Source organism: Nocardioides imazamoxiresistens, assembly GCF_032378595.1.
Taxonomy (GTDB): domain Bacteria; phylum Actinomycetota; class Actinomycetes; order Propionibacteriales; family Nocardioidaceae; genus Nocardioides; species Nocardioides imazamoxiresistens.
Map to the genome: position 1 here is coordinate 89,081 of NZ_JAVYII010000005.1, position 23,575 is coordinate 112,655.

Below are 23,575 nucleotides of genomic sequence, written 5' to 3' on the forward strand. Positions count from 1 at the left end.
GGTGAAGAGCAGGACCCGTGGGTCAGGCAAGGGCCTCGACGCGCTTCTTCAACCCCTTGAGGGCCGTGTCGATGAGGATCTTCTCGCCCTTGCGCCGCAGCATCCCGATCAGCGGGATGGTGACCTCGAGCTGCAGGCGGTAGGTGACCTCGGTGCTGCCGCCGGGCAGCTCGGTGAGGGTGTACGCACCGTCGAGGGCGCGCAGGATGCCGCCCTTGACGAGGTTCCACGTCACCTCACGGTCGCCCGCCCACGTGTAGGCGAGCGTGTACTCGTCCTTGATGGGGGCGACGTCCAGGACGAACCGGACCTGCCGGGCGCGCTCGCCGGCGGCGCCGGGCTCGACGACCTCGACGTCCTTCATCCCGGTCGCCCACTCGGGGTAGGACTCGAAGTCCGCGATCACGGCCATGACCTGCGCCGCAGGGGCGTCGATCACGATCGTGGACGACGTCTGCTCTGCCACTGCGACCTCCCAGCCAGGGGGCGGGCGTGGCGCCCGCCCGACGCTCGGCGAGCGTACCGGACCCCTCGGCGGCACCGCCCGGCGGTAACGTTCCGTCGGCATGTCCGCCCTCCAGCAAGGAGACCATCGGTGCGCGAGTACTCCACCCCCCTCACGATCGACATCTCGACGACCGGCAACCTGACGGACGACATCGTCCGCAACGCGGCCGAGGCCCCGCAGGCCGTGTCGTTCAGCCGGCGCGACGCGAAGGGCGCCTGGACCGACGTGACGGCCGCGGAGTTCCTCGTCGAGGTCGACGGGGTGGCCAAGGGCCTCGTGGCGTCGGGCGTCCAGCCGGGCGACCGCGTGGCGCTGCTGTCGAAGACGCGCTACGAGTGGTCGCTGCTGGACTACGCCATCTGGTCGACCGGCGCGGTGACGGTGCCGATCTACGAGACCTCCTCGGCCGAGCAGATCGCCTGGATCCTCGCCGACTCCGGCGCCGTCGCCGTCGTCGCGGAGACCGCCGCGCACGTCGACCGGGTCTCCGACGCGCGCGGCGAGGCGGACACCGTGCGCAGCGTGTGGACCATCGACGAGGGCGCGGTCGACGCGCTGACCGCCCTGGGCAGCGACGTGCCCGACACCGAGATCACCGCGCGGCGGGCGGCCGTGACGCCCGAGAGCCTCGCGACGCTCATCTACACCTCCGGCACCACCGGCCGCCCGAAGGGCTGCCGCCTCACGCACGGCAACTTCATGTTCGAGCTGGGCGTCGCGGTCGACGAGCTGGACGAGCTGTTCGAGGAGGGCGCCTCGACGCTGCTGTTCCTCCCGCTGGCGCACATCTTCGCCCGGATCATCCAGATCGGCGCCGTGAAGGCCCGCGTGCGCCTCGGTCACTCCGCCGACATCAAGAAGCTCGTCGCGGACTTCGGCGCCTTCCACCCGACCTTCATCCTCGCGGTCCCGCGCGTGTTCGAGAAGGTCTACAACACCGCCTCGCAGAACGCGGCCGCCGACGGCAAGGGCAAGATCTTCGACCGCGCGGTCGACGTGGCCATCGCCTGGTCGCGCGGCCAGGACACGGGGCGCGCGCCGCTGACCGTGCGCCTGCAGCACGCCCTCTTCGACAAGCTCGTCTACGGCAAGCTGCGGGCCGCGCTCGGCGGCGAGTGCCGGTACGCCGTGTCCGGCGGCGCGCCGCTGGGCGAGCGGCTCGGCCACTTCTACCGCGGCATCGGCCTCGGCGTGCTGGAGGGCTACGGGCTGACCGAGACCACGGCCGCGCTGACGGTGAACCTGCCGGACGCGCAGAAGATCGGCACCGTCGGTCGCCCGCTGCCCGGCACCGCCGTGCGGGTCGCCGACGACGGCGAGCTGCACTTCCGCGGCGGACAGGTCTTCGCGGGCTACTGGGACAACGAGGAGGCGAGCGCCGAGGCGCTCGACGCCGACGGCTGGTTCCGCACCGGCGACGTCGGCGAGGTCGACGACGAGGGCTTCGTGCGGATCACCGGCCGCAAGAAGGAGATCATCGTGACGGCCGGCGGCAAGAACGTCGCGCCCGCCGTGCTCGAGGACCGCCTGCGCGCGCACCACCTCGTCTCGCAGTGCATGGTCGTCGGCGACGGCCAGCCCTTCATCGGCGCGCTCGTCACCATCGACCCGGAGTCGTTCCCGGCCTGGGCCGAGGCGAAGGGCAAGAAGGGCTCGATCGCCGACCTCGTCGACGACCCGGACCTGGTCGCCGAGGTCGAGTCCGCGGTGGAGGACGCCAACAAGGCGGTGTCCAAGGCGGAGTCGATCCGGAAGTTCTCGATCCTGCCGATCGACTGGACGGAGGAGGACGGTCAGCTGACGCCGAGCCTCAAGCTCAAGCGCAACGTCGTGATGCGCGAGTTCCGCGCCGAGGTCGAGGCGCTCTACTCCTGACCCGGCCAGTTCCTCAAGGTCCGCGCAAGCGAGACCGAACGCCCCCGCAAGGGGCCTGCAACGTCTCCCTGGTCTAGACCAGCGTGATCCAGTTCGTCCAAATCCATCGGAAATGGTCGGAACTGAACGATCGGTTCGGGCAAGGTGCTCGACGGGAGGGTGGAGCGCCGGGACGTCCGCGATGCGGTCGACCCCGGTGCGACGCGCGTCCCCGAAGCACGCCATGCCTGGAAGGGGACGCCGTTCTCATGGATCGACGCAGGATCCTGCTCATCGTCGCCGCGGTCGTCGCGGCCCTCGGGCTCGCCCTCGTCATCGCGTACGCGCGGGGGGCCGACGCCCGCGCGGACAGCCGCTACGACACCGTCGAGGTCTACCGGGCCGTGAAGCCCATCGGTCTCGGCGAGACGTTCGACGCCGCGCTGGCTGCCGGCAAGATCGAGCAGGACGAGGTGCCGCGGGGCCACCTGCTCGAGGGCTACGTCACCGAGGCGGACGCCGACGCCCTGGAGGGCCAGCTGGCCGCGATGGACATCGCGGTGGGCGAGCAGATCACGACGGCGAAGTTCGCCGACGAGGTGCGCACCGGCGTCGTGCTCCCCGTGCCCGAGGGCCGCGTCGCGCAGGCCGTGCAGCTCGACGACGCGGGCCGCGTCGCCGGCTTCGCCAGCCCCGGTGACTCCGTGGCGGTGCTCTCGGTCGCCAGCGGCGGCCAGTCGCTCGTGCTGATCCCGGAGACGTCGATCCTCGGCGTCGGCTCCTCCGCCCCCCTGTCGTCCGCCGAGACGGGCACCGAGGGCGAGGCCACCGGCGACGTCGTCGAGAACACGATCGTGACCCTGGGTCTCACGCCCGACGAGGCGCTCGACCTGACGACCGCGATCGGTCAGGGCGCGACCCTGACGCTCGTCCTGCGCGGCGACGGCGTCGCGCTCGAGCGGGGCCAGTCGGTCTCCGCCGGCGACCTGCCCTGATCCCCGCACCCACCCGCCCCACCAGCGAGGAGTCACCCACCCCATGCCCGTCGTCGTCGACCCGGACAGCGCCACGCTCAGCGAGCTGCTCACCGCCCTGCCCCCCGGGGGGCACGGCATGGACAGCACCGAGCGGCTCTCGTCGTGGCTGGACAACCGGCCGGACGAGTACGTCGCCGTGCTCGGCCCCGGTGTCGACTTCGCCATCGCGCTCGAGGTCTGCGAGACGCTGCGCTTCACCCGGCCGACCGTCAGCGTCGTGATCGTGCGGGACAAGGTCGACACCGACGTGCTGACCAAGGCGATGCACGCCGGCGTCCGCGACGTGGTGCCCACCGCGGACCTCGCGGCGGTCAGCGGCGCGGTGGAGCGGGCGTACCAGCTGTGGATCGCGCTGCGGGGCCCCGGCGGGGTGGCGCGGCAGGGCCGGATCGTCGCCTGCTTCTCGCCCAAGGGCGGGGTCGGCAAGACGACCGCGGCGGTCAACCTGGCGCTGGCCCTCGCCGACCGCGGGGCGCGGCAGGTGTGCCTGGTCGACCTCGACCTGGCGTTCGGCGACGTGGCCATCACCCTGCAGCTGTTCCCGTCGCACTCCATCGAGCACGCGGTCGGCTCGGAGGACTCGCTCGACTTCCACCTGCTCGAGCCGATCCTGACGCGCCACGAGGACTCGCTGATGGTGCTCGCCGCGCCCAGCACCCCCGACGCCCGCGACCGGATCTCGCCGACGCTGATCGCGCGCACCCTGCGCACGCTGGCGGAGAACTTCGACTTCGTCGTGGTCGACACCGCGCCCGCGTTCGACGAGCTGACGCTGACCGCTCTCGACGAGGTCGACGAGTGCGTGATGGTCGCGACCCTCGACGTGCCGACCCTCAAGAACGTCAAGGTCGCGCTCGAGACGATGGACGCCCTCGGCATCGCGCAGGGCCACCGCCACCTGCTGCTCAACCGCGCCGACGACGAGGTCGGCATCGGGGCGGAGAAGGTCGAGGCGATCCTCGGGCTGAAGATCGCGGCCCAGGTGGCCACCGCCGTCGAGATCGCCGCCGCCACCAACGCCGGGCGCCCGATCGTCGCCGCGCGGCCCGACCACGCGTCCAGCCTGCAGTTCCAGCACCTCGCCGCCCGACTCGCGGGCGTCGCCGTCTCCGGCGAGCGCCCCTCCCCTGCCCGCACGACCACCCCGGAGGAGTCCCGCGAGGAGCGCGGCGGCTTCTTCCGTCGCCGGAGGTGACCCCCCGATGAGCACGCTCGCCGAACGCCTCGCCGCCGCGGCCGCGCGCCGCCAGGCCGACTCGGACGCCCAGGCCGGTACGCCGCCGCGCACCCCCACCGCAGGGGACCTGCTGGACGCCGACCGCGACACGACCGAGGTCGTTGAGGCGCCGGTCCCCGGGCCCGCGCCGGCGCCCGCGCCCGCCGCCGAGCCCGCACCCGCCCCCGAGCCGGCCCCGGCGTCCCTCGTCGACGACACCATCTCCCGCGCGATCTCCTCGATCGGCGCCGTCGGCGAGGCCCCCACCCCGGCGCAGACGAAGCGGGTGCCGCAGGCCGGCCGCGCCGCCGAGGCACCCGGTCGCCACAAGCCGCTGCCCCCGAAGTCCGAGCTCGGCGGCACCACCTCGGGCTCGCGCACGCTGCTCGCGGCGCAGCAGAACGACCGGATCGAGGACGTGAAGTCGAGCGTGCACGGCCAGCTGCTCCAGCAGCTCGGCCCCCAGCTCTACGACGCGAAGATGAACCAGGACGAGCTGGCCGTGCGGGTCAAGGCCGTGCTGCAGGACGTGCTGGCCACCCAGGAGCGTCCGCTCAGCAACGCCGACCGGGCCCGCGTCACGCAGGAGATCAGCGACGAGATCCTGGGCTTCGGCCCGATCGAGGAGTTCCTGCGCGACCCCGCGGTCTCGGAGATCATGGTCAACGGCCCGCAGCAGGTGTGGGTGGAGCGCGACGGTCGGATCGTGGCGGTCGACACCACGTTCGTGGACGAGGCGCACCTGCGTCGCATCATCGACAAGATCGTGTCGCGGCTCGGGCGCCGCGTCGACGAGTCCAGCCCGATGGTCGACGCCCGCCTGCCCGACGGCAGCCGCGTCAACGCCGTCGTGCCGCCGCTGGCGATCGACGGCTCCGCGCTGACGATCCGCAAGTTCGCCGCCGACCCGCTGACGGTCGACGACCTGATCTCGTTCGGCTCCCTGACGCCGCGCACGGCCGACTTCCTCGAGGCCTGCGTGCGCGGTCGGCTCAACATCATCGTCTCGGGCTCGACCGGCGCCGGGAAGACCACGACGCTCAACGTCCTCTCGTCGTTCATCCCCTCCGACGAGCGGATCGTGACGATCGAGGACGCCGCCGAGCTGCAGCTCAAGCAGGACCACGTGGTGCGGCTGGAGTCGCGCCCGGCGAACATCGAGGGCAAGGGCGAGGTCAACATCCGCGACCTGGTGAAGAACAGCCTGCGCATGCGGCCCGACCGGATCATCGTCGGCGAGGTGCGCGACGCCTCCGCGCTCGACATGCTCCAGGCGATGAGCACCGGCCACGACGGCTCGATCGCGACGGCGCACTCGAACGGTCCGCGCGACACGCTGTCGCGCATCGAGACGATGGTGCTGATGGCGGGCATGGACCTGCCGATGCGCGCGATCCGCGAGCAGATGGCCTCCGCGATCGACCTGATCGTGCACCAGACCCGCTTCAAGGACGGCACGCGCCACATCACGCACATCACCGAGGTGGAGCGGATGGAGGGCGAGGTCGTCACGCTGCAGGACATCTTCGTCTACGACCACGGCGCCGGGTTCGACTCCACCGGGCGGTCGCTGGGACGGCTCAGGTCGACGGGTCTGCGGCCGAAGTTCCTCGACAAGATGGCGTACCACAACGTCACCGTCGACCCGATGCTCTTCGCCCTGGACAGGTCCTGATGATCCGCACCCCGTCGGTACGCCTGCCGGCCGCGCTCGCCGCGGCCGCGCTGCTGGGCGTACCCGTCGGTGCCGCCCACGCGCAGGAGCCGACGGACCCCGCCACGACGGTCTCGATCGACCTCATCGAGCCGGGCGAGGAGTTCCTCGACGTCCTCGTGACGCTGCCCGCGGGCACGCAGGTGGCCGACGACGGCGTGCAGGCGTTCCTCGACGACGAGCCCGCGACGGCGCAGGTCGACCAGGACGTCAGCGCGATCGCGCGCACGGCGGTCCTGACGATGGACACCTCCCTGTCGATGGAGGAGGACGACCGGCTCGAGGGAGCCGAGGAGGCCGCGCTGCGGTTCCTCGACACCGTGCCCGCGGACGTCTCCGTGGGGCTCGTGACGTTCGACGCCGAGCCCGTCACCGTGCTGGAGCCGACGCTCGACCACGACGCCGTGCGCGCCGCGGTGCAGGACCTCGAGACCGCGGAGGACACCGCGCTCTACGCCGCCGTGCAGGACGCGGTCGCCCTGCTGGGCGCCGAGGGGCAGCGGCAGGTGCTGCTCGTCTCGGACGGCGAGGACAGCGTCGGCGGGGACCTGCCGGCGACGGTCGCGCAGCTGGAGGAGACGGGCGTACGCCTCGACGCCGTGGCGCTCGACGACGACTCCGACCTGGCCTCCCTCACCACCCTGGCCGAGGCGTCGGGCGGCTCGGTGCTGCAGGCCGACGCGGAGAGCATCGCGGGCGTGCTGGAGGGCGAGGCGCAGACGCTGGCCAGCCAGGTCGCGCTGCAGGTCACCGTGCCCCCGGGCGTCGACGGCTCGACCGCGCAGCTGCGGGTCGAGGTCACCGACGCGGGCGGCGCCACGACGACCGCCTCCGCCGTCGCCCCGCTCGGCGACCTGGCGGTCGCGGCCGCCCCGGCGGGCGACGGCCCTCCACCGGCGCCGTCGTCGGCCGGCTTCGTGCTGCCCGCCTGGACGTTCTGGGCCGGCGTCGGCACCTTCGCCGTCGGGCTGCTGGCCGCCCTGGTGCTGGCCCTGGGCCGTCGCCGGCCGGAGCCCACCGCCGCCGACCGCGTGACCTCCTACACCGAGGCCGTCAGCGCGCAGAGCCTGCGCAAGGCGCCGGCCGACGAGGCCCGCCGCCGCGACCCCGACGTCGCCCTCGAGCAGGCCAAGGACGCCGCCCGACAGGTGCTGAGCCGCAACAAGGGCCTGGAGGCGAGGATCTCCGCGCGGCTCGAGGGAGCCGGCAGCGCGCTCAAGCCCGCCGAGTGGCTGCTCGCCCACGTCGGCATCTTCGTCGCGTTCGGCGTCGTCGGCGCCCTGGTCAGCGGCGGCAGCATCGTCGTGGGACTCATCTTCCTCGCCCTCGGCGCCGTGCTGCCGTGGGTGTGGCTCGGCGTGAAGCGCTCGCGCCGGCAGAAGGCGTTCAACTCGGCGCTGCCGGACACGCTGCAGCTCATGTCCAGCGCCCTGTCGGCGGGTCTGTCGTTGGCGCAGGCGTGCGACACCATCACGCGTGAGGGCCAGGAGCCGATCGCGTCGGAGTTCAAGCGGGTCCTCGTCGAGACGCGGCTCGGCGTGGGCCTGGAGGACGCGCTGTCCGATCTCGCCGAGCGGTACGACAGCAAGGACTTCCGCTGGGTGGTCATGGCCATCCGGATCCAGCGGGAGGTCGGTGGCAATCTCGGCGAGCTCCTCGACACCGTCGGATTCACCATGCGGGAGCGGGAGTACCTGCGCCGTCAGGTCGACACCCTCGCCGCCGAGGGCAAGCTCTCCGCCTACGTCATCGGTGGTCTGCCGCCCGCGTTCTTCCTGTACCTGCTGGTGGCCAACCCGACGTACGTCCGACCGCTCTACACGACGGTGCTCGGACTGCTGCTCCTGGTCGTCGGCCTCGTGGTGCTGAGCGGCGGAGCGTTCTGGATGAAGAAGATCGTGAGCGTGAAGGTGTGATGTCGCGATGGCCATGTTGATCGTCCTCGCCGTGGTGCTGCTCGGCGCCGCCTTCGCGGTGGCCTGGATCGCGACGCGACCGGTCGCCGACGACGCCACCGGCATCGGTCGCTCCCTGGCGTACCTGGAGGCGTTGAACTCCGCACCACAAGAACTGCGCGACGACGCCGAGAAGTCGTTCAACGAGCGGGTGCTCACCCCCCTGCTCGGTCGCTTCAACAACGCCGGACGCCGGCTGACGGGCGGCGAGGGCGCGCAAAAGATACAGCGCAAACTGGACCTGGCCGGCGGCCCGGCGGGGTGGACGGTCGAACGGGTGGCCTCCGCCAAGGTCGCCGGCGCGGTGGTCGGGTTCGTCGCTGCGGGTCTCTACGGGCTCATCCTCTCGGCGAACCTCCAGTGGCTGCTGATCGCCGTCGTCACCGGAGGTCTGCTCGGCTTCTTCGCGCCCAACCTCTGGCTGTACCAGAAGGCGTACAACCGTGCCGAACGAATCCAGAACGACCTGGCCGACGCCATCGACCTCCTCACCATCAGCGTCGAATCGGGACTGGGCTTCGATGCCGCGCTGCAACAGGTCGCCCGCAACACCGAGGGGCCGGTCGCCGAGGAGTTCGCCCGGGTGCTGCGGGAGATGCAACTGGGCGTCGGACGCGCGGAGGCCCTGCGCAAGATGGCGGACCGCACGACGGTCACCGACCTCCGGTCGTTCGTCGGCGCGCTGGCGCAGGCCGAGGTCTTCGGCGTCTCCGTCGGCCAGGTGCTGCGGACCCAGTCGAAGGAGATGCGCGTCCGGCGGCGCCAGCACGCCGAGAAGAAGGCACAGCAGGTGCCGGTGAAGATCACCGTTCCCCTCATCTTCTGCATCCTCCCGTCGCTGTTCATCGTGGTGATGGGCCCCGCCGTCATCACCATCGCGGGTTCGAACTTCGGTGGGGGCTGAGACCCGCAGGACTTCACCTAGCCCGTTGGCCGTGGAGTTCGCGGCGCGGGCTCTCGCCGTCGTGGCGACAACGGTGCCGCTCACCCTCGCCCACGACGGGCCGGCGATCGCCCTGGCACTCAGCCTGTCCTTCGTCATCCTGCTCGGCCTCGCGTTGTCCGTCCGCGTGGACTCGACGCCCGTCCTGCTGGCCGAGGCCGCCGCTCTCGCCATCCTGGGCGCCTACTCGGCCGTGTCTGTCGCGCAGCTGCCGCTCGCCGCCCTCGCGATCATCCCGTTCGTCGCCGGGTTGCGGCGCGGACTCGTCGGGCTCCTCGGCGTCGTGACGCTCCAGGTCGTGGTGGTGGCAACGTCCTTCGTGGCCGAGAACCGACGTGTGAGCGTAGAGCTCGCCAGCGACGCCGTCGTCGGCGTGCTGCTGGGAATCGGCCTCGGGCTCATCGCGCTCTTCGTGCGCTCCACGCTGCGTGCGCGCGACGCGCTGGCGCCCTACCACGAGGCTCGGCTTCTGCTCCAAGAGCTGCTGGGGCTGTCGGACACGCTCCAGGCCGGCCTCGACCCCCAGGCGATCGGAGCCAGGACACTAGCCGGCTTCCAGGACGTCGTGCCGAGCCTCGAGGTGTCCCTATGGGCTGGCGGGGGGCGTGACCTGGCACCGATCGTGACCGGATCCCTTCTCGAAGCGGTCGACCACGGCACGACAGGGGCCGTTGACGCACCCCCGCAGGTCGAGGCCGCTCTGCGCACCAGGTCGGTGGTGCTCGACGGTGACCGCTTTGCGGTCCCTCTCTCCACCATCGGCGAGCAGACGATCCTCGCTGCGGGCCACCTCTCGCCATCTCTCGCGCTCTCCCGACGCAGCCTGGCCCATCGCCTCCGTTCGGCTGCTCAGCACACACACACGCTCGCGGCGCAGCTCGACACTGCGCTCCTGTTCTCGGAGGTCAGCCATGCGGCGACGCGCAACGAGCGTCGCCGCCTCGCCCGCGAGATGCACGACGGCGTGGCACAGGACATCGCCTCCATGGGTTACCTGGTCGACGCGATCGTCGACGGGCCGCTACCCGACGACGTAAGACCGCAGATCGAGCTGCTGCGCGGCACGATCACGCGCGTCGTCGCCGAGGTGCGCACCTCCGTCACCGCGCTGAGGATGGACGCCGACGCGGCCCAGAGCCTCGGCGAGGCGGTCGCCGGCCTGGCGCGGCGACTCTCCGAGTCCTCCGGCATCTCCATCCGCTGCACGGTCGAGGAGCGGACCGTGCGGCTACGCCCGGAGGTCGAGGCGGAGCTCCTGCGGATCGCCCAGGAGGCCATGACCAATGCAGTCAAGCACGCGGGCGCCTCCGAGATCGACGTCGAGTGCCGCGTCGACGCCCCCCGGGCCCGACTGGTCGTGCGCGACAACGGCCGCGGTCTCGGCCCCGGGCGCGCCGACTCCCACGGCCTGACGATCATGCGCGAGCGCGCGCAACTCGTCGGCGCCCACCTCACCATCGACAGCACCGGTCTTGGCACCGTCATCCACGTCAACCTGGGCTCGCGTCGCAGCCCGGGGGCACCCGAACGCCCACCAGGAGCACGCCCATGAGCACGCCCGAGCAGCAGCCCGTCTCGGTCCTCCTCGTCGACGACCACGAGCTCATCCGGGGCGGTCTCGCCCTGGCGTTCGGACGCGACCCCACGCTGCGCGTCACCGGCCAAGCCGGTTCCGTGGCCGAGGCGTTGCGGGCAGCCGAGGACCTCGCGCCCGACGTCATCGTGACCGACCTGCAGCTGCCCGACGGCACCGGTCTCGACATCGTGCGGCGGGTGCGGGCCCGGTCGGCGGACACCGGCCTGGTCATCCTGACCATGCACTCCGGCGACGAGCAGATCTTCGCCGCCATGGAGGCCGGCGCATCGGGGTTCGTCGGGAAGGACGCTCCCGCCTCGGAGGTGCTGAAGACCGCCGCCCACGCCGCGCGGTCGCCGCGCACCTTCGTGTGCGCCGGCCTCGCCCAGGCCATGGTGCGCCGGATGTCCGGGGAGTCCACGCGGCTATCGGAACGGGAGCACGAGATCCTCCTGCTCCTCGCCGACGGGCTCGCCGCGCTCCAGGTCGCCCGACGGCTGCACATCAGCGAGTCGACCGCGAAGTCGCACATCGCCCGGATCTACCAGAAGCTTGGCGCCGCCAACCGCGCGCAGGCCGTGGTCACCGCCATGCGGATCGGCCTGCTCTCCAGCGTGAGCAGCCCCCGCCAGAGCTGACCCAGCAGCGATGCTCGAAGGCGCGTGGGCGGGACCTCCCGGCAGGTCCCACGCCCGTCCCTGGGACCTGCCGAACGGACGACGGACCCGGGACCTTTGGTCCTAGTCACAAGTCGCCAGCCGGCTCCGCCCGAACATCCGATACCGCCCGGAAGCGCCGGATCGCAGGATTGAGCCATCGCCGGGGACACCCGGTCGGACCCGAGCAGCACCTCCCGAAAGGCAGTCACCATGATCCAGTTCCTGAACCTCCTCCTCGGCGCGCAGAAGTCCAAGTCGGACCAGCGGGGCGCCTCGGCCGTCGAGTACGGCCTCCTGGTCGCCGGCATCGCTGCGCTCATCGTCGCGATCGTCTTCGTTCTCGGCGGACAGATCGACGCTGCCTTCGACACCATCAGCGGCGAGCTCGGTGGCGCGGGCGTCGACGGCGGCGAGTGACGTCCCACTGACACAGCGATAAGCCGGGCCCCCGAGGGAGGGGGCCCGGCTTCTCGCATTTCCACCGCCGGAACGCACCGCCGACCCCACCGCCGACCCACTGGTCCTACTCCCCCGCGCCGTACCTGATCCCGAGCGCCACGCGCTCCATCGTCGTCGGGTGGCTCCCGAACCAGAACTGCCCCCACGCGGACGGCGTCGGGTCGGACACCGACCGCACCGCCAGCTCGCGCTGCATCAGCACGAACGCGTCGGGGTCCTCGGTCGTCTCGAGCGCGACGACGTCCGCGCGCCGCTCGATCTGCCGGCTGATCCCGTTCTGCACCGGCGCGACGAGGAACGTCCCGACCGCCACGAGCGCCAGCACGAGCGGCACCGCCGCCGGGTCGGCCATCCCGGTCGCCCCGGAGCGGCGGCGCAGCAGGGGCGTACCGACGAGCAGCCCCAGCAGGCCCACCCCCGCGACGGCGCCCGCGGCGCCGAGGCCGGTCCCGACCAGCACGTCATGGTTCTTCGCGTGGCCGAGCTCGTGCGCGACGATCGAGAGCAGCTCGTCCTGCGGCAGACCGGCGACTGCGGTGTCGTAGAGCACGACGCGGTGGGTGCTGCCGAAGCCGGAGACGTACGCGTTGAGCGCGGTCGTGCGCCGCGACGCGTCGGCCACGAGCACCTCGTCGACACCGACGCCCTCCTCCTCGCCCAGGGCGAGCACCGCGGTGCGCAGCTCGCCGTCGGCCAGCGGCTCGAAGTCGTTGAAGAGCGGCTCGACGAGCAGCGGGTAGACGAACGAGCCGAGCACGACGAGCCCCGCCGCGATCCCGCCGGCGATAGCGGGCCACCAGCGTCGCCACCGGCGGGCGCAGCCGACGGCGACGAGCACCGCCAGCGAGACGGTCACCGCCGAGACGAGCACGTTGAGCCACAGGTCGGAGAACCAGGCGCCGGTGTCCTGCGTCGAGAGCCCCTCGGTCACGCGGCGGCGCCACAGCAGGTAGGAGAACGGCAGGGTGAAGAGCCGCCCGATGACGGTCACCGCCAGCACGCCGAGGACCGCCTGCACCCACCACGGCCCCGGCAGCCGCCGCACGAGGGCGGCGCCCGAGCGCCCCAGGCCCAGCCACAGCGCGACCAGGACCGAGACGGCCAGCGAGGTCCAGCTCAGCGCGCGGCCGTAGACGCCGTACGCGTCGCCGCGCGCGATCTCCGTCGGCGTCAGGATGGTCGAGGGGTCGGCCGGCTCGGGCACTCCGCCGGGCACCGGGTCCCACGGCACGAGCCAGGCCGCGAGGGCGACGAACAGCGCGGTGCCGACGAGCGCGGCCGCCAGCGCGACGACGGTGGGACCACGACGGGTGGCCGTCGGCTGCGGGGACTCGCTCACGTCGCGCAACGGTAGCCGCCACGACGCACGAGAGCCCCGGGACGGTGGTCCCGGGGCTCTCGGAGGGTGCGTGTGCGGCGGCTCAGCCGGGGCGGACGGCGCCGGAGTAGGGCATCGAGCCGACCGAGGTGACCTCCACGCCGGTGCGCGGGTTGGCCGCGTGCACGATCTGGCCGTCGCCGATGTAGATGCCGACGTGGCTGATCGGGCTGTAGTAGAAGACGAGGTCCCCGGGCTGCAGCTCGCTGCGCGAGACCTTGGTGCCGGCGCTGTACTGCGCCTTCGACGAGCGGGGCAGCGAGACGCCGGCCTGCGCCCACGCCATCGAGGTCAGGCCCGAGCAGTCGAACGAGTTGGGGCCGGACGCGCCGTAGACGTAGCTCTTGCCGACCTGCGCCAGGGCGTAGTCGAGCACCGCGCTGACGCTGCCGGACACGGCGGCGTTCGACGTCGCGGTCTCGGCGACCTCGGCGGCCTCGACCGGGTCGGACGTGCCCTCGCTGGCCAGGACCGTCGCGGCCTCCTCGGCCTCGAGGGTCGCCAGGAGCGCCTCGGCCTCGGCGACCTGCTCGTCGATCGCGTCGCTCTCGGCCTGCGCCTGGGCCTCGACCTCGGCGATCCGGTCGACGCGCTCCTGCGTGGCCTCGCGGCGGATCTGCAGGGAGGCGAGCTCGGTGGTGTAGGTCGAGACGATGCGGCCCTGGACGTCGTTGTACGTCGACAGGGTCGAGAGCTCGGAGAGGAAGTCCTGCGTGTTGCCGGAGAGGACGGCCTCGGTCACCGGGGCGACGGACGCACCCTGCGACTGGGAGACGACGGCGTCGGCGACCTGCCCGCGCACCGACTCGAAGCCCTCGCTCTGCGCGGCCTCGTCGGCCTGCAGCACCGAGAGCTCGCCCTCGAGGCGCTCCAGCTCGATGTGGGCGTCGTTGCGACGCTCGGAGGCCTGCTCGGCGGAGTGGTAGAGCTCCTCCACCTGCGTCCGCACGTCGTCGATGTCGGGCTCCGCCTGGGCCGAGCTGGGCACGAAGGCGATGCCGAGCACCGCCGCGGTGGCCAGACCGGCCGTGAACCGCTTGCGTCCGTTGCGCACGTGTGGGCGCTCTCCTTCTTCGCAGTCGTACGCCTACCAGGTGAGCTGACGGGTTAGGGCACGACCTGCCCCTCCTCCCCTCCACGCCCGGATGGGCGCCTCGGGAAGGACACACCCCAGAGGAATGGTTCCCCGGCTCCGGCTCCGTCCACTGCTGGACTCGGCCCGACTCGGCGCGGCTCCCGCGCGAACCTGTTGGTCCACTCCCACGGAAGCCTCGGCTGAGGGTAGTCGGCCCCTCGGGGCGCGGCAAACCGATCGCCCACATCCGTGCGACGTGTCGCGACCCGCTCCGGCGAGGGCCCAGGTCACCCCGGCCGAGCGTCAGGCGGACTCGATGTCCGGGCCGCGCTCGGCCTGGACGAGGCGGAGCGGGGGCACGAGTCCCCCGGCCGCGAGCACGTCGAGGGCGCGTTGCTCCTCGTCGCCGAACGCGAGCTCGGGCGGCGGGCCGAGCAGCGCGGTCACCACGCAGTCGTGGCAGTGCAGACCGCGGACCAGGCAGGTGTCACAGTCGATCGTCGTCATGTCCACGGACCGTGCCACCCGCCACCGACAGTTCGCTCCCGCGAGTCGCCCCGGCCCCGGTCCCGGACGCTCCGCCGGCCTCCGCCCCGGCCCCCACCCGCCGCGCGTCGGTCCAGGCCAGCGCCGCCATCGCCAGGTCCGCGGCCCCGTGCACGAGGCGGGCCAGCAGGGCGACGGCGGTCGCGACGGGCAGCCCGGTCACCGGCGACAGGACGAGCACGAACACCGTCTCGCGCGCGCCCAGGCCCGCGGGAGCGACGACCACCAGCACGCCGGCGACGTAGCCCGCGGCGAACGCCACCGCGACCGCGGCCCACAGCGTGGGCGACGGGTCGGGCACGAGCAGCAGCACGGCGCCGGCGTACAGCACCCACACCAGCGCCATCAGGGCGACCACGCCGAGCGCGTCACGCGCCCGGGCGCTCCACGGCGTCCCGGCCGCCCGCGCCACCAGCCGCGACAGCACCGCGGGCACGAGCCCGACCGCGCACCCGAGCGTCCCGAGCGCCCAGCCCCACCGGGGGCCGGGCACCTCGACGCCCGCGACGAGCACCACGACGCCGGCGAACAGGCCGGCGGTGAGCAGGTGGACGCCGGTGAACAGCAGCGCGACGGTGACGCTGACGCGCACGGGCACGGCGTACCGCATCGCCAACCGCGCCTGCACGCCGATCGCCCACACGGCGCCGGGGACGTACTTGCCCAGCTGGCTCACGAAGAAGACCGACCGGGCCGGTCGCCCCGGCACGTCGTGGCCGAACGAGACGAGCAGCCGGCGCCAGACCACCGCGGTCACGGCGAGGCCGGCGCAGGTCAGCAGGACGGCTGCCGCCAGCGAGAGCGGCGCGACGCCCCGCAGCGCGTCGCCGACCTCGTCCCACCGACCGTCGAGGCTCCAGACGGCGCAGCCGAGGACGACACCGAGGAAGACCGTGCGGACCACCAGGTCGCGCACGGGCCGACGACGACCGCGTCCGGTCGCCTCCTCGCCCGCCCCGCTCACCGGACCGCTCACCGCACCGCCCCCGTCACGCCGCGTGCACGACGGGCGCGCGCTCGAGCAGGGCGGTCGCGGTCGGGTAGGGCAGGGTCGGGGTACGCCCGCGGGTCCACGTCACCGTGACGTCGTGGCGACCGCACACCTCGTCGATCGCCGCGCGGTAGCGGGCGCGCTCGACGTTGTCGACCACCACCATCCCGCCGGGCCGCAGCCGCTCGACCGCCCGCCGCAGGCACGCCTCGCGGGCCCGCCCGTCGACCACGACGACGTCGAAGTCGCCGGGCACGTGGTCGACCTCGGCCACGTAGTCCGCGAAGTCGAGGCCCTCGAAGCCCCGCTTCGACGACGGCACGACGTCGCGGCTCAGCCGGGTGCGCAGGTCCACCGGCGGGACGACCCGCAGGCTCGCGTTGTCCGGCAGGACCCGCGCCATCGACGTGGCCCACGCCGCGTCGTGCTCGATCGAGACCACCTCGCCGCACCGCGCGGCGAGCCACACCGTGGAGGCCCCCGACCCCCACTCCAGCGCCCGCGCCCCCGGGCGCGCGGCGAGGAAGTCGGCGACCGCGTCGGCCGCGTCGAAGGTCCACCACGGGACGTCGTGCGCCACGAGCGCGTCGAGGTCGTAGACGGAGAACCACGAGCGCACCCACAGGCCGGTGCGCGAGCGCGCGGCCCACCGGTCGAGCAGGCCGATCACCCCGATCGCGCCGAGCACGGTGCGCACGGCGCGGGCCAGGACGACGTAGAGACGCTTGATCCGGATCATCGGTCCTCCTCGGACGGGTCGAGCTCCAGGCTGAGCAGGCGGGGACGGGCGGGGTCCGCGGTGCCGTCGGTGCCGTCGGTGCCGTCGGCCCGACTGACGGTGACGACGACGCGGTCGTCGCCGTAGGCCGCGAGCGCCGCGCCGGGCACCGTGGCGCTGCGCAGGCCGTCGGCGTCGGGGGCGCCGAGCGCGACCGCGACCCCGTTGACGGCGACGGCGACGTCGCCCGTGACGTCCAGGCGCAGCTCGGCCGACGGCGCGGCGGCGACGGGCGACACGAACCCGACCTGCGCCTGCGCGCCGTCGAGCCGGACCCCCTCCCGCGTCGTGTGCGCGCTCCAGCCGCCGAGCTCGTACGTCCCGGCGTCGCCGCCGTGCCCGAAGACCATGACGCCGCGGTCGTGGACGGGCAGGGCCAGGTCGCAGCGGGCGAGGCGCGCCATCACGTCGCGCTCCGGCATCCCGACGAGCGCCCCCAGGCCGAACGCGGCGCCCGGACGGCTCAGCACGGCGACCTGCTCGCAGTTGTTCCCGCGCGGGCGCGGGCCCGCGGTGATCGACCAGAACTCCGTCGCTCCGATGCCGACCTCGGTCCCGCGCTCGCCGGCGTACGCCGACAGCGGCCCGACGACGTACTCCGCGCAGTTCTCGTCGCCGTCGAGCGAGCGGCGCAGCGCCCGGCCCTGCTCGTCGACCGCCGGGGAGCAGGTCACCCAGCCGTCGGCCGGCACCTGCGGCGCGAGCTCGCGCACCGCCGTGCGCCAGTAGTCGGTGTCGGCGGCCTCGTCGACGGCGTACGACGGCCAGGTCGCGAAGGCGTACCCGTAGGGGAACAGGCGCAGCTGCGCCACCGTCGGCGCCACCACGGCGACCGTCACGGCCGCCAGCACCACGGTCGGCAGGACGCGGCTGCCGCCGCCGACGAACGCGCCGGTACGCGGTGCCCGCCGCGCCGCGGCCGCGACCAGCACCGCGATCCCCAGGGTGGCGAGCAGCGCCATGGCCGGCACCATGAACAGCAGCTGGCGCAGCCCGTTGTAGAGGTTGGACTCGCGGACCATCGCCAGCAGCGGCAGCGTGAACGCCTGCACGCCGACCAGCAGCCACCCGAGGTCCTCGGGGCGGCGCGCGAGCACGCGGCGCACCCCGACCACCGTCCCCAGCGCCACCAGCGCCAGGAGCAGCAGCGGCGTCTCCCCCACCAGCAGCGCGGGCACGTAGAACCACTCGCCGGAGCGGCCGTCGAAGCGCGACGAGGAGGTCGCCGACTCCCACAGGGTCGTCACCGGCGTGCTGAACACGGCCGGGTAGACGGCCAGCAGGACGCCCCAGGCCACGACGGGCGCGCCGACCAGCGCGGCCGCCGACGCCGGGCCGCTCGGGCGTACGCGCCGCAGCGCCAGCACCAGGACCGCCGCCCCGTGCGAGGCGACCAGGGCCGGCCAGATCCCGGGCCGCGTGCCCAGGGCGAGCACCCAGCCGGCGACGACGAGCAGCCCCGGTCCCGCGAGCGCCAGCATCCGGGCGGGCCCCCCGGCCCGGGCCGCCGCCGGTCCGGTGAGCAGCACGACGAGGCCCGCGGTCACCAGCGTGCAGCCCGTCGCGACGGGCACGTCCTTGACGTTGAACATGGTGTGCCCGGTCCACATGGGGATCGCGCCGAGCACCGCGGCCGCGACGAGGCCCCAGCCCCAGGAGCCGAGCAGGCGGCGGGCGGTCAGGGCGACCGCGGCCGAGCCGACGAGGCCGAGCGCGACGACGACGAGGTGGCGCACGGCGTACGCCTGCTCGGTCGCGACGACCTCGCCGGCCCCCTCGAGGCCCGCGAGCCGGGCGGCCAGGTGCATCAGCCACGCGGTCACGGGGCCGTAGACGTACGACTGGTCCTCCCACGCGCCGGGCCGGTCGCCGTCCATGTCGCCCTCGAGCAGGTACCACCCCGTCGCGAGGTAGGAGCGCATCCGCTCGACGTGGTACGCCTCGTCCCACGACATGCCGGTACGCCAGGCGCCCAGCACCGCGAGCACGCTCGTCGTCGCGGCGACCACGCCCGCGACGACCACGAGGACGCGCGGCGGCCCGGGGACACCGGACCCGTCGGCGTGGTCCCGGGCGCTCGCGGCGGGGGCGGCGGCCCCACCGCTGCGGGGGCGCTCGTCCAGCTGGGTCACGTGGTCCGTCCCGCACCGCCCGCGGGCCGCGGCGCGAGCTGGTCGTGGAGACCGAAGTCGGTCTCCCGGTGGGGCTCGGCCGCGCGCGGGCGCTCCGCGGGGGCGACGAGGCGCCGCGGGTCGTAGTGCGGCCGCGGCGCCGCGGCGGACTGGTTGCGGGCGTGCACGACGAGCTCGGCGAGCAGCCCGAACAGCAGCAGCTGCAGGCCGACCAGCACGAGCAGCACTCCGGCCAGCAGCAGCGGACGGTCGCCGATCACGGCGCCGGTGACCAGCTTGAGCCCGCTGAGGTACGCCAGCAGGAGCGTGCCGACGCTCAGGCAGGAGAACCCGATGCCGCCGAACAGGTGCGAGGGGCGGTTCTCGTAGGAGAGCAGGAACCGCACGGTGACGAGGTCGATGAAGCCGCGCCAGAAGCGGGCGAGGCCGTACTTGCTGGCGCCGTTCATCCGCGGGTGGTGCTCGACGGGCACCTCGGCGACGCGGTGGCCCATCTCGTGGGCGATCACGGTGAGGTAGCGGTGCATCTCGCCGTAGAGCATCGGCGCCACGTCGGCGGCGACCTCGGCCCGCATCATCTTGAAGCCGGAGTTGAAGTCCTTGCCGGGCGTGCCCGACAGCGCGGCGGTGGTGCGGTTGTAGAGCCGCGAGGTGGTGCGCTTGACGAAGCGGTCGCGGCGCGTGAGCCGCGCGCCGGTGACCAGGTCGGCCCCCCGCTCCAGCTCCGCGGCCAGCGCGACGAGCTCGGCCGGGTCGTCCTGGCCGTCGGCGTCCATCATCACGACGACGTCGGCGCCGCCCTCGAGCGCGCGGGCGAAGCCGCGGCGCAGGGACGCGGCCTTGCCGAGGTTGTGCCGGTTCGTCTCGATCTCCACGCAGCCGTGCGTCGCGGCGAGCTCGCGCAGCACCCGACCGGTGCCGTCGGTCGAGCCGTCGTCGACGACGAGGACGCGGGCCCCGGGGTGCAGCGCCTGCGCGTGGTGGACGACGTGCGGCACGAGGACCCGGAGGTTCTCCGCCTCGTCGAGAGCGGGGATGACGACCCACGGCAGCACAGCGAACCTCCTGGGGAGACGGACGACTCCCGAGGTTGTCGCGTGCGCAGGCGAACGTGAGCCGAACCCGACGCGACGCCCGCACGAAACGGCCGTGGCGGATCCGGCCTCAGCGCGTCAGCAGCCCCGCCAGGGCGACGCTGTCCATCACGGTCGCGCCGGCGCGACGCACGTCGCGGGCCAGCGCCTGGTCGCTCGTCACCACCACGACCATCCGCCCCTCGGGCTCGAGGGCGACGAGGTCGCGGATCACGTCGTCGGCGATGACGTGCTCGGGGCTGAACGCCACGCGCACGCCGCGCGGAGCGGCGACCACGGGACGGGTCGGCGACGAGGCGGCGTCGAAGACCACCGTGGTCTCGGCGCCCGACCGGGCGACGATGGGCGCGATGCCGTTGACCAGGCGCATCCGCTGCACCTCGAGCGAGGCGCTGCCCCACGTCTGCTTGGAGACGTTGTAGCCGTCGACCAGCAGCCGGGCCCGCGGCATCGCGAGCAGCTGCTCGAGCAGCGCCGGGCTGCCCGTCCCGAGCGCCCCGGAGGCCGAGGTGGTGCGGGCGCCCTCACCCGCCAGCGCCTGCTCGTACCTCGCGGCCGGGGACCCCTCGGCGGCCGGCAGGCCCAGCTCGCGGCGCAGGCCCTGGGCGGCGTCGACGACGGTGTCGAGGAGGAGCCGCGTGCGCAGCGTCGCGTCCTCGCGGTCCGCACGGTGCTCGGAGCGGTGCTGCGCGGCCTGGGCCTGCGCCTCGGCGAGCTGGCGCCGCAGACGCCGCGACTCGCTCTCGGCGGCCGCGACGGCCGCCGTGCTGCGCTGCTCCGCGGCCCGCGCCTGCTCGGTGGCCCGCTCGGCGTCGCCCTGCGCGCCGCGCAGCGCCGCCCGCGTCTCCCCCAGGCGCCGGCGCAGCAGCGTGTTCTCCGCCCGGGCCTCGTCGAGCTGCTCCTTGTGCTCGGCCCGCTGCGCGGCGAGCTCGTCGCCGAGCACCTCGACCCGGCGCTCGAGGCGGTCGCGGGTCTCCGCGTCGCCGGCGGCCTCGGCGGAGCGCACCGCCTCGTCGTGGCGGGCGAGCGCGGCGGCGTACGCCTGCTCCCAGCCCTCGGGTCGCTGCAGCCAGAGGAGGGCGGCGACGTCGAGCGGGTCGTGGGCGACGGGGTCCGTCGCCGGCTCACCCGCGTCGCGCAGCAGGTCGGCCGTCGAGCCGCGGGCCGCGGCCTGGGTCGCCACGCGCTCGCGCAGGTCGTCGTCGGCCAGGGCGGCGAGGATCTGCGCACCGCCGAGCCGCGCGCGCCGCTGGGGCGCGAACGCCGCGACCCGCCGCAGGGGCGCCGGCAGCACGCCGACCGCGGGCAGCAGCTGGGCCGCGACCTGCACGAGACGCGCCCGGACCGGCTCCGTCAGGCCGGGCGTCGCGGGCGTCCCGGGCGTCCCGGGCGCAGCGGTGGTGGGCTCGTCGGTCGTCACAGTGCCTCCAGCCTAGGACCTGCGGGGGCGCGCCGGACCCGAACTGTCGGTGGCCGCCCCTAGCGTCCGCGGACATGGACAGCAGCACCGTCGCGACGCCCTCCTCCCCCTCCCGCCCGCGCTCGCGGTGGGCCGAGCAGAGCGGCTTCGACGAGCTGGGGCGACCGCTGCGCGACGTCACGTTCTGCGTGGTCGACCTGGAGACGACGGGCGCCTCGGCGGCCCAGGGCTCGAAGATCACCGAGATCGGCGCCGTCAAGGTGCGCGGCGGCGAGGTGCTCGGCGAGTTCCAGACGCTGGTCAACCCCCACGAGGAGATCCCGGCCTTCATCACCGTGCTGACCGGCATCACGACCGCGATGGTCGCGCGGGCCCCGAGCATCGAGGAGGCCCTGCCGTCCTTCCTGGAGTTCGCGCAGGGCTGCGTGCTGGTCGCCCACAACGCACCGTTCGACGTCGGCTTCCTGCAGCACTTCGCCCGCGAGCAGGCGCGCCCGTGGCCGGCCTTCGAGGTCGTCGACACCGCGCGGCTGGCCCGCCGCGTGATCACCCGCGACGACGCCCCCAACTGCAAGCTGTCCTCGCTCGCCCGCGTCTTCGGCGCCACGACCACGCCCGACCACCGCGCGCTGCACGACGCCCGCGCGACCGTCGACGTGCTGCACGGCCTGTTCGGGCGGCTCGGCGGGCTCGGCGTGCAGACCCTCGAGGAGCTGCAGGAGTTCAGCTCCCGCGTGACGCCCGCCCAGCGGCGCAAGCGCCACCTCGCCGAGGGCCTGCCGCACGCGCCCGGGGTCTACCTGTTCGTCGACGACGCCGACCGGGTGCTGTACGTCGGGACGTCGCGCGACCTGCGCACCCGGGTGCGCTCCTACTTCACGTCGTCGGAGACGCGCTCGCGGATGGGCGAGATGATCGGCATCGCCGAGCGGGTGCGCGCGGTCGAGTGCGCCACCACCCTCGAGGCGCGGGTGCGCGAGTTGCGCCTGATCGCCGAGCACAAGCCGCGCTACAACCGGCGCTCGCGCTTCCCCGAGCGCACGCACTTCGTCAAGCTCACCCAGGAGCCGTGGCCGCGGCTCTCCCTGGTGACGAAGGTGCTCGACGACGACGCGGTCTACCTGGGTCCGTTCGGCTCCCGCAAGGCCGCCGAGCGCTGCGTCGAGGTGCTCCACGAGACGTTCCCCCTGCGCCAGTGCACGGGCCGCCTGCCGCGGTCGCCCTCGCGCTCCGCCTGCGTCCTGGCCGAGCTGGGCCGGTGCCTGGCGCCCTGCGACGGCTCGGCCAGCGAGCTGGAGTACGCGGCGGTGGTCGCCCGCGTCGAGCGGGCGCTCGTCGCCGACGCCGCAGCCGTGGTCGATCACGTCACGACCCGGATGGAGACGTACGCGGCGCAGGAGCGCTACGAGGAGGCCGGGGTGCACCGCGACCGGCTGGCGGCGTTCGTCCGCGGCGTCTCCCGCTCCCAGCGGCTGCGCTCGCTGACCGGGTGCACCGAGCTCGTCGCCGCGCTGCGCGAGCAGAGCGGGCGCTGGGCGGTGCACGTCGTGCGCCACGGCCGACTCGCGGCCGCCGGGGTGATCCCCGCCGGGCACGACGCCCACGCGTACGTGGCGAGCCTGCGCGCCGCGGCCGAGACGGTGCGTCCGGCCCCCGGGCCGGTGCCGGCCGCGAGCGCCGAGGAGTCCGAGGCCGTCCTGACGTGGTTGGAGCAGCCGGGGGTGCGTCTCGTCGACGTCGACGGCGAGTGGGCGCTCCCCGTCGCCGGGGCCGCGCGTCACCTCTGGCTGACCGACGTGGGCGCGCGGGCCCGCGAGGCCGCGTCCCCGTTCGCCGACCGGCGGGGTCTCGCGCCCGAGGCCCGGCCGGCCCGGTGATGCCCTAGGCTCGGTGACCGTGATCACCGCCATCGTGTTCGTCAACGCCGAGGTCGATCGCATCCCGGAGGTCGCCGAGGCCATCGCCGCCGTCGACGGGGTGAGCGAGGTCTACTCGGTGACCGGTCAGATCGACCTCATCGCGCTGATCCGCGTGCGCGAGCACGACGAGATCGCCGCCGTCGTCGCCGACCGGCTCAACAAGGTCGAGGGCGTCACCTCCACCGAGACGCACATCGCGTTCCGGGCGTACTCGCGCCACGACCTGGAGTCGGCCTTCTCCCTCGGTCTCGACTGAGGCGCAGCGGCCCGCGCGGACGGGTGACGGAGTTCACGGGCCGTAGCGCGAGAATCTGCTGGTCG

The 23,575-nt window shown here is 73.8% G+C and carries 20 protein-coding genes and 1 riboswitch; of the genes, 11 read left to right on the forward strand and 9 right to left on the reverse strand.

Features of this window, described 5'->3' with window-relative positions; all coding sequences use genetic code 11:
• Nucleotides 1-22 precede the first annotated feature (22 nt).
• Nucleotides 23-466, reverse strand: coding sequence for an SRPBCC family protein (locus RDV89_RS11945; RefSeq protein WP_315733278.1), 444 nt, complete (start codon nt 464-466; stop codon nt 23-25).
• 129 nt (nt 467-595) lie between these two features.
• Here RDV89_RS11945 and RDV89_RS11950 point away from each other — a divergent pair, with 129 nt between their 5' ends.
• The 9 genes from RDV89_RS11950 (at nt 596) to RDV89_RS11990 (ending at nt 11,879) form a co-directional block, all read left to right on the forward strand.
• On the forward strand, nt 596-2,383 hold the full coding sequence (locus RDV89_RS11950) for an AMP-dependent synthetase/ligase (protein ID WP_315733279.1): 1,788 nt from the start codon (nt 596-598) through the stop codon (nt 2,381-2,383).
• Nucleotides 2,384-2,631: 248 nt separating this feature from the next.
• Nucleotides 2,632-3,357, forward strand: coding sequence for an RcpC/CpaB family pilus assembly protein (locus RDV89_RS11955; RefSeq protein WP_315733280.1), 726 nt, complete (start codon nt 2,632-2,634; stop codon nt 3,355-3,357).
• Between the two features lie 43 nt (nt 3,358-3,400).
• Nucleotides 3,401-4,594 (forward strand): CpaE/TadZ family protein, encoded by a 1,194-nt coding sequence (locus tag RDV89_RS11960; RefSeq protein WP_315733281.1) that lies wholly within the window; start codon nt 3,401-3,403, stop codon nt 4,592-4,594.
• Between the two features lie 7 nt (nt 4,595-4,601).
• A complete protein-coding gene (locus RDV89_RS11965; protein WP_315733282.1) occupies nt 4,602-6,290 on the forward strand; it encodes a TadA family conjugal transfer-associated ATPase in 1,689 nt (562 codons plus the stop codon).
• Nucleotides 6,290-8,245, forward strand: coding sequence for a type II secretion system F family protein (locus RDV89_RS11970; RefSeq protein ID WP_315733283.1), 1,956 nt, complete (start codon nt 6,290-6,292; stop codon nt 8,243-8,245). The genes RDV89_RS11965 and RDV89_RS11970 overlap by 1 nt, the downstream gene beginning before the upstream one ends.
• Before the next feature lie 7 nt (nt 8,246-8,252).
• A complete protein-coding gene (locus RDV89_RS11975; protein ID WP_315733284.1) occupies nt 8,253-9,188 on the forward strand; it encodes a type II secretion system F family protein in 936 nt (311 codons plus the stop codon).
• 31 nt (nt 9,189-9,219) lie between these two features.
• A complete protein-coding gene (locus RDV89_RS11980; RefSeq protein ID WP_315733285.1) occupies nt 9,220-10,779 on the forward strand; it encodes a sensor histidine kinase in 1,560 nt (519 codons plus the stop codon).
• A complete protein-coding gene (locus tag RDV89_RS11985; protein ID WP_315733286.1) occupies nt 10,776-11,441 on the forward strand; it encodes a response regulator in 666 nt (221 codons plus the stop codon). Before RDV89_RS11980 ends, RDV89_RS11985 begins: the two co-directional genes overlap by 4 nt.
• 231 nt (nt 11,442-11,672) lie before the next feature.
• On the forward strand, nt 11,673-11,879 hold the full coding sequence (locus RDV89_RS11990) for a Flp family type IVb pilin (RefSeq protein WP_315733287.1): 207 nt from the start codon (nt 11,673-11,675) through the stop codon (nt 11,877-11,879).
• A gap of 106 nt (nt 11,880-11,985) precedes the next feature.
• On the opposite strand, the gene RDV89_RS11995 is transcribed toward RDV89_RS11990, so the two are convergent.
• The 8 genes from RDV89_RS11995 to RDV89_RS12030 all read right to left on the reverse strand — a co-directional run bounded on the left by RDV89_RS11995 (nt 11,986) and on the right by RDV89_RS12030 (nt 21,335).
• Complete coding sequence (locus RDV89_RS11995; protein ID WP_315733288.1) at nt 11,986-13,260, reverse strand: M48 family metallopeptidase; 1,275 nt, start codon at nt 13,258-13,260, stop codon at nt 11,986-11,988.
• A gap of 82 nt (nt 13,261-13,342) precedes the next feature.
• On the reverse strand, nt 13,343-14,353 hold the full coding sequence (locus RDV89_RS12000; protein ID WP_315733289.1) for a C40 family peptidase: 1,011 nt from the start codon (nt 14,351-14,353) through the stop codon (nt 13,343-13,345).
• A gap of 15 nt (nt 14,354-14,368) precedes the next feature.
• A riboswitch (cyclic di-AMP (ydaO/yuaA leader) is annotated at nt 14,369-14,529 on the reverse strand.
• A gap of 148 nt (nt 14,530-14,677) precedes the next feature.
• Nucleotides 14,678-14,881, reverse strand: a complete 204-nt coding sequence (locus tag RDV89_RS12005; protein ID WP_315733290.1) for a hypothetical protein — start codon at nt 14,879-14,881, stop codon at nt 14,678-14,680.
• Complete coding sequence (locus RDV89_RS12010) at nt 14,862-15,896, reverse strand: lysylphosphatidylglycerol synthase domain-containing protein (protein WP_315733291.1); 1,035 nt, start codon at nt 15,894-15,896, stop codon at nt 14,862-14,864. The genes RDV89_RS12005 and RDV89_RS12010 overlap by 20 nt, the downstream gene beginning before the upstream one ends.
• Nucleotides 15,897-15,909: 13 nt before the next feature.
• Nucleotides 15,910-16,650: an O-methyltransferase gene (locus tag RDV89_RS12015; RefSeq protein ID WP_315733292.1), complete on the reverse strand. Its 741-nt coding sequence runs from the start codon at nt 16,648-16,650 to the stop codon at nt 15,910-15,912.
• Nucleotides 16,647-18,821, reverse strand: a complete 2,175-nt coding sequence (locus RDV89_RS12020) for an ArnT family glycosyltransferase (protein ID WP_315733293.1) — start codon at nt 18,819-18,821, stop codon at nt 16,647-16,649. Before RDV89_RS12020 ends, RDV89_RS12015 begins: the two co-directional genes overlap by 4 nt.
• A complete protein-coding gene (locus tag RDV89_RS12025; RefSeq protein WP_315733294.1) occupies nt 18,818-19,876 on the reverse strand; it encodes a glycosyltransferase family 2 protein in 1,059 nt (352 codons plus the stop codon). The genes RDV89_RS12020 and RDV89_RS12025 overlap by 4 nt, the downstream gene beginning before the upstream one ends.
• 109 nt (nt 19,877-19,985) lie before the next feature.
• Entirely contained in the window at nt 19,986-21,335 is a 1,350-nt protein-coding gene (locus RDV89_RS12030; RefSeq protein ID WP_315733295.1) for an NYN domain-containing protein, read from the reverse strand.
• Between the two features lie 74 nt (nt 21,336-21,409).
• Here RDV89_RS12030 and RDV89_RS12035 point away from each other — a divergent pair, with 74 nt between their 5' ends.
• Together RDV89_RS12035 and RDV89_RS12040 are read left to right on the forward strand one after the other, a co-directional pair.
• Nucleotides 21,410-23,212: a DEDD exonuclease domain-containing protein gene (locus tag RDV89_RS12035; protein ID WP_315733296.1), complete on the forward strand. Its 1,803-nt coding sequence runs from the start codon at nt 21,410-21,412 to the stop codon at nt 23,210-23,212.
• A 19-nt stretch (nt 23,213-23,231) separates the two neighbouring features.
• The gene (locus tag RDV89_RS12040) at nt 23,232-23,510 is read left to right on the forward strand and encodes an Lrp/AsnC family transcriptional regulator (RefSeq protein WP_315733297.1); all 279 of its coding nucleotides are present in this window, start codon (nt 23,232-23,234) and stop codon (nt 23,508-23,510) included.
• Nucleotides 23,511-23,575: the final 65 nt, after the last annotated feature.

Excerpts from the sequence above, each read along its gene's own strand:
- RDV89_RS11955 (WP_315733280.1), top strand. The coding sequence starts at position 2,632 with ATGGATCGACGCAGGATCCTGCTCATCGTCGCCGCGGTCGTCGCGGCC.
- RDV89_RS11960 (WP_315733281.1), top strand. The coding sequence starts at position 3,401 with ATGCCCGTCGTCGTCGACCCGGACAGCGCCACGCTCAGCGAGCTGCTC.
- RDV89_RS11965 (WP_315733282.1), top strand. The coding sequence starts at position 4,602 with ATGAGCACGCTCGCCGAACGCCTCGCCGCCGCGGCCGCGCGCCGCCAG.
- RDV89_RS11970 (WP_315733283.1), top strand. The coding sequence starts at position 6,290 with ATGATCCGCACCCCGTCGGTACGCCTGCCGGCCGCGCTCGCCGCGGCC.
- RDV89_RS11975 (WP_315733284.1), top strand. The coding sequence starts at position 8,253 with ATGGCCATGTTGATCGTCCTCGCCGTGGTGCTGCTCGGCGCCGCCTTC.
- RDV89_RS11985 (WP_315733286.1), top strand. The coding sequence starts at position 10,776 with ATGAGCACGCCCGAGCAGCAGCCCGTCTCGGTCCTCCTCGTCGACGAC.
- RDV89_RS11990 (WP_315733287.1), top strand. The coding sequence starts at position 11,673 with ATGATCCAGTTCCTGAACCTCCTCCTCGGCGCGCAGAAGTCCAAGTCG.
- RDV89_RS12005 (WP_315733290.1), bottom strand. The coding sequence starts at position 14,881 with ATGACGACGATCGACTGTGACACCTGCCTGGTCCGCGGTCTGCACTGC.
- RDV89_RS12015 (WP_315733292.1), bottom strand. The coding sequence starts at position 16,650 with ATGATCCGGATCAAGCGTCTCTACGTCGTCCTGGCCCGCGCCGTGCGC.
- RDV89_RS12035 (WP_315733296.1), top strand. The coding sequence starts at position 21,410 with ATGGACAGCAGCACCGTCGCGACGCCCTCCTCCCCCTCCCGCCCGCGC.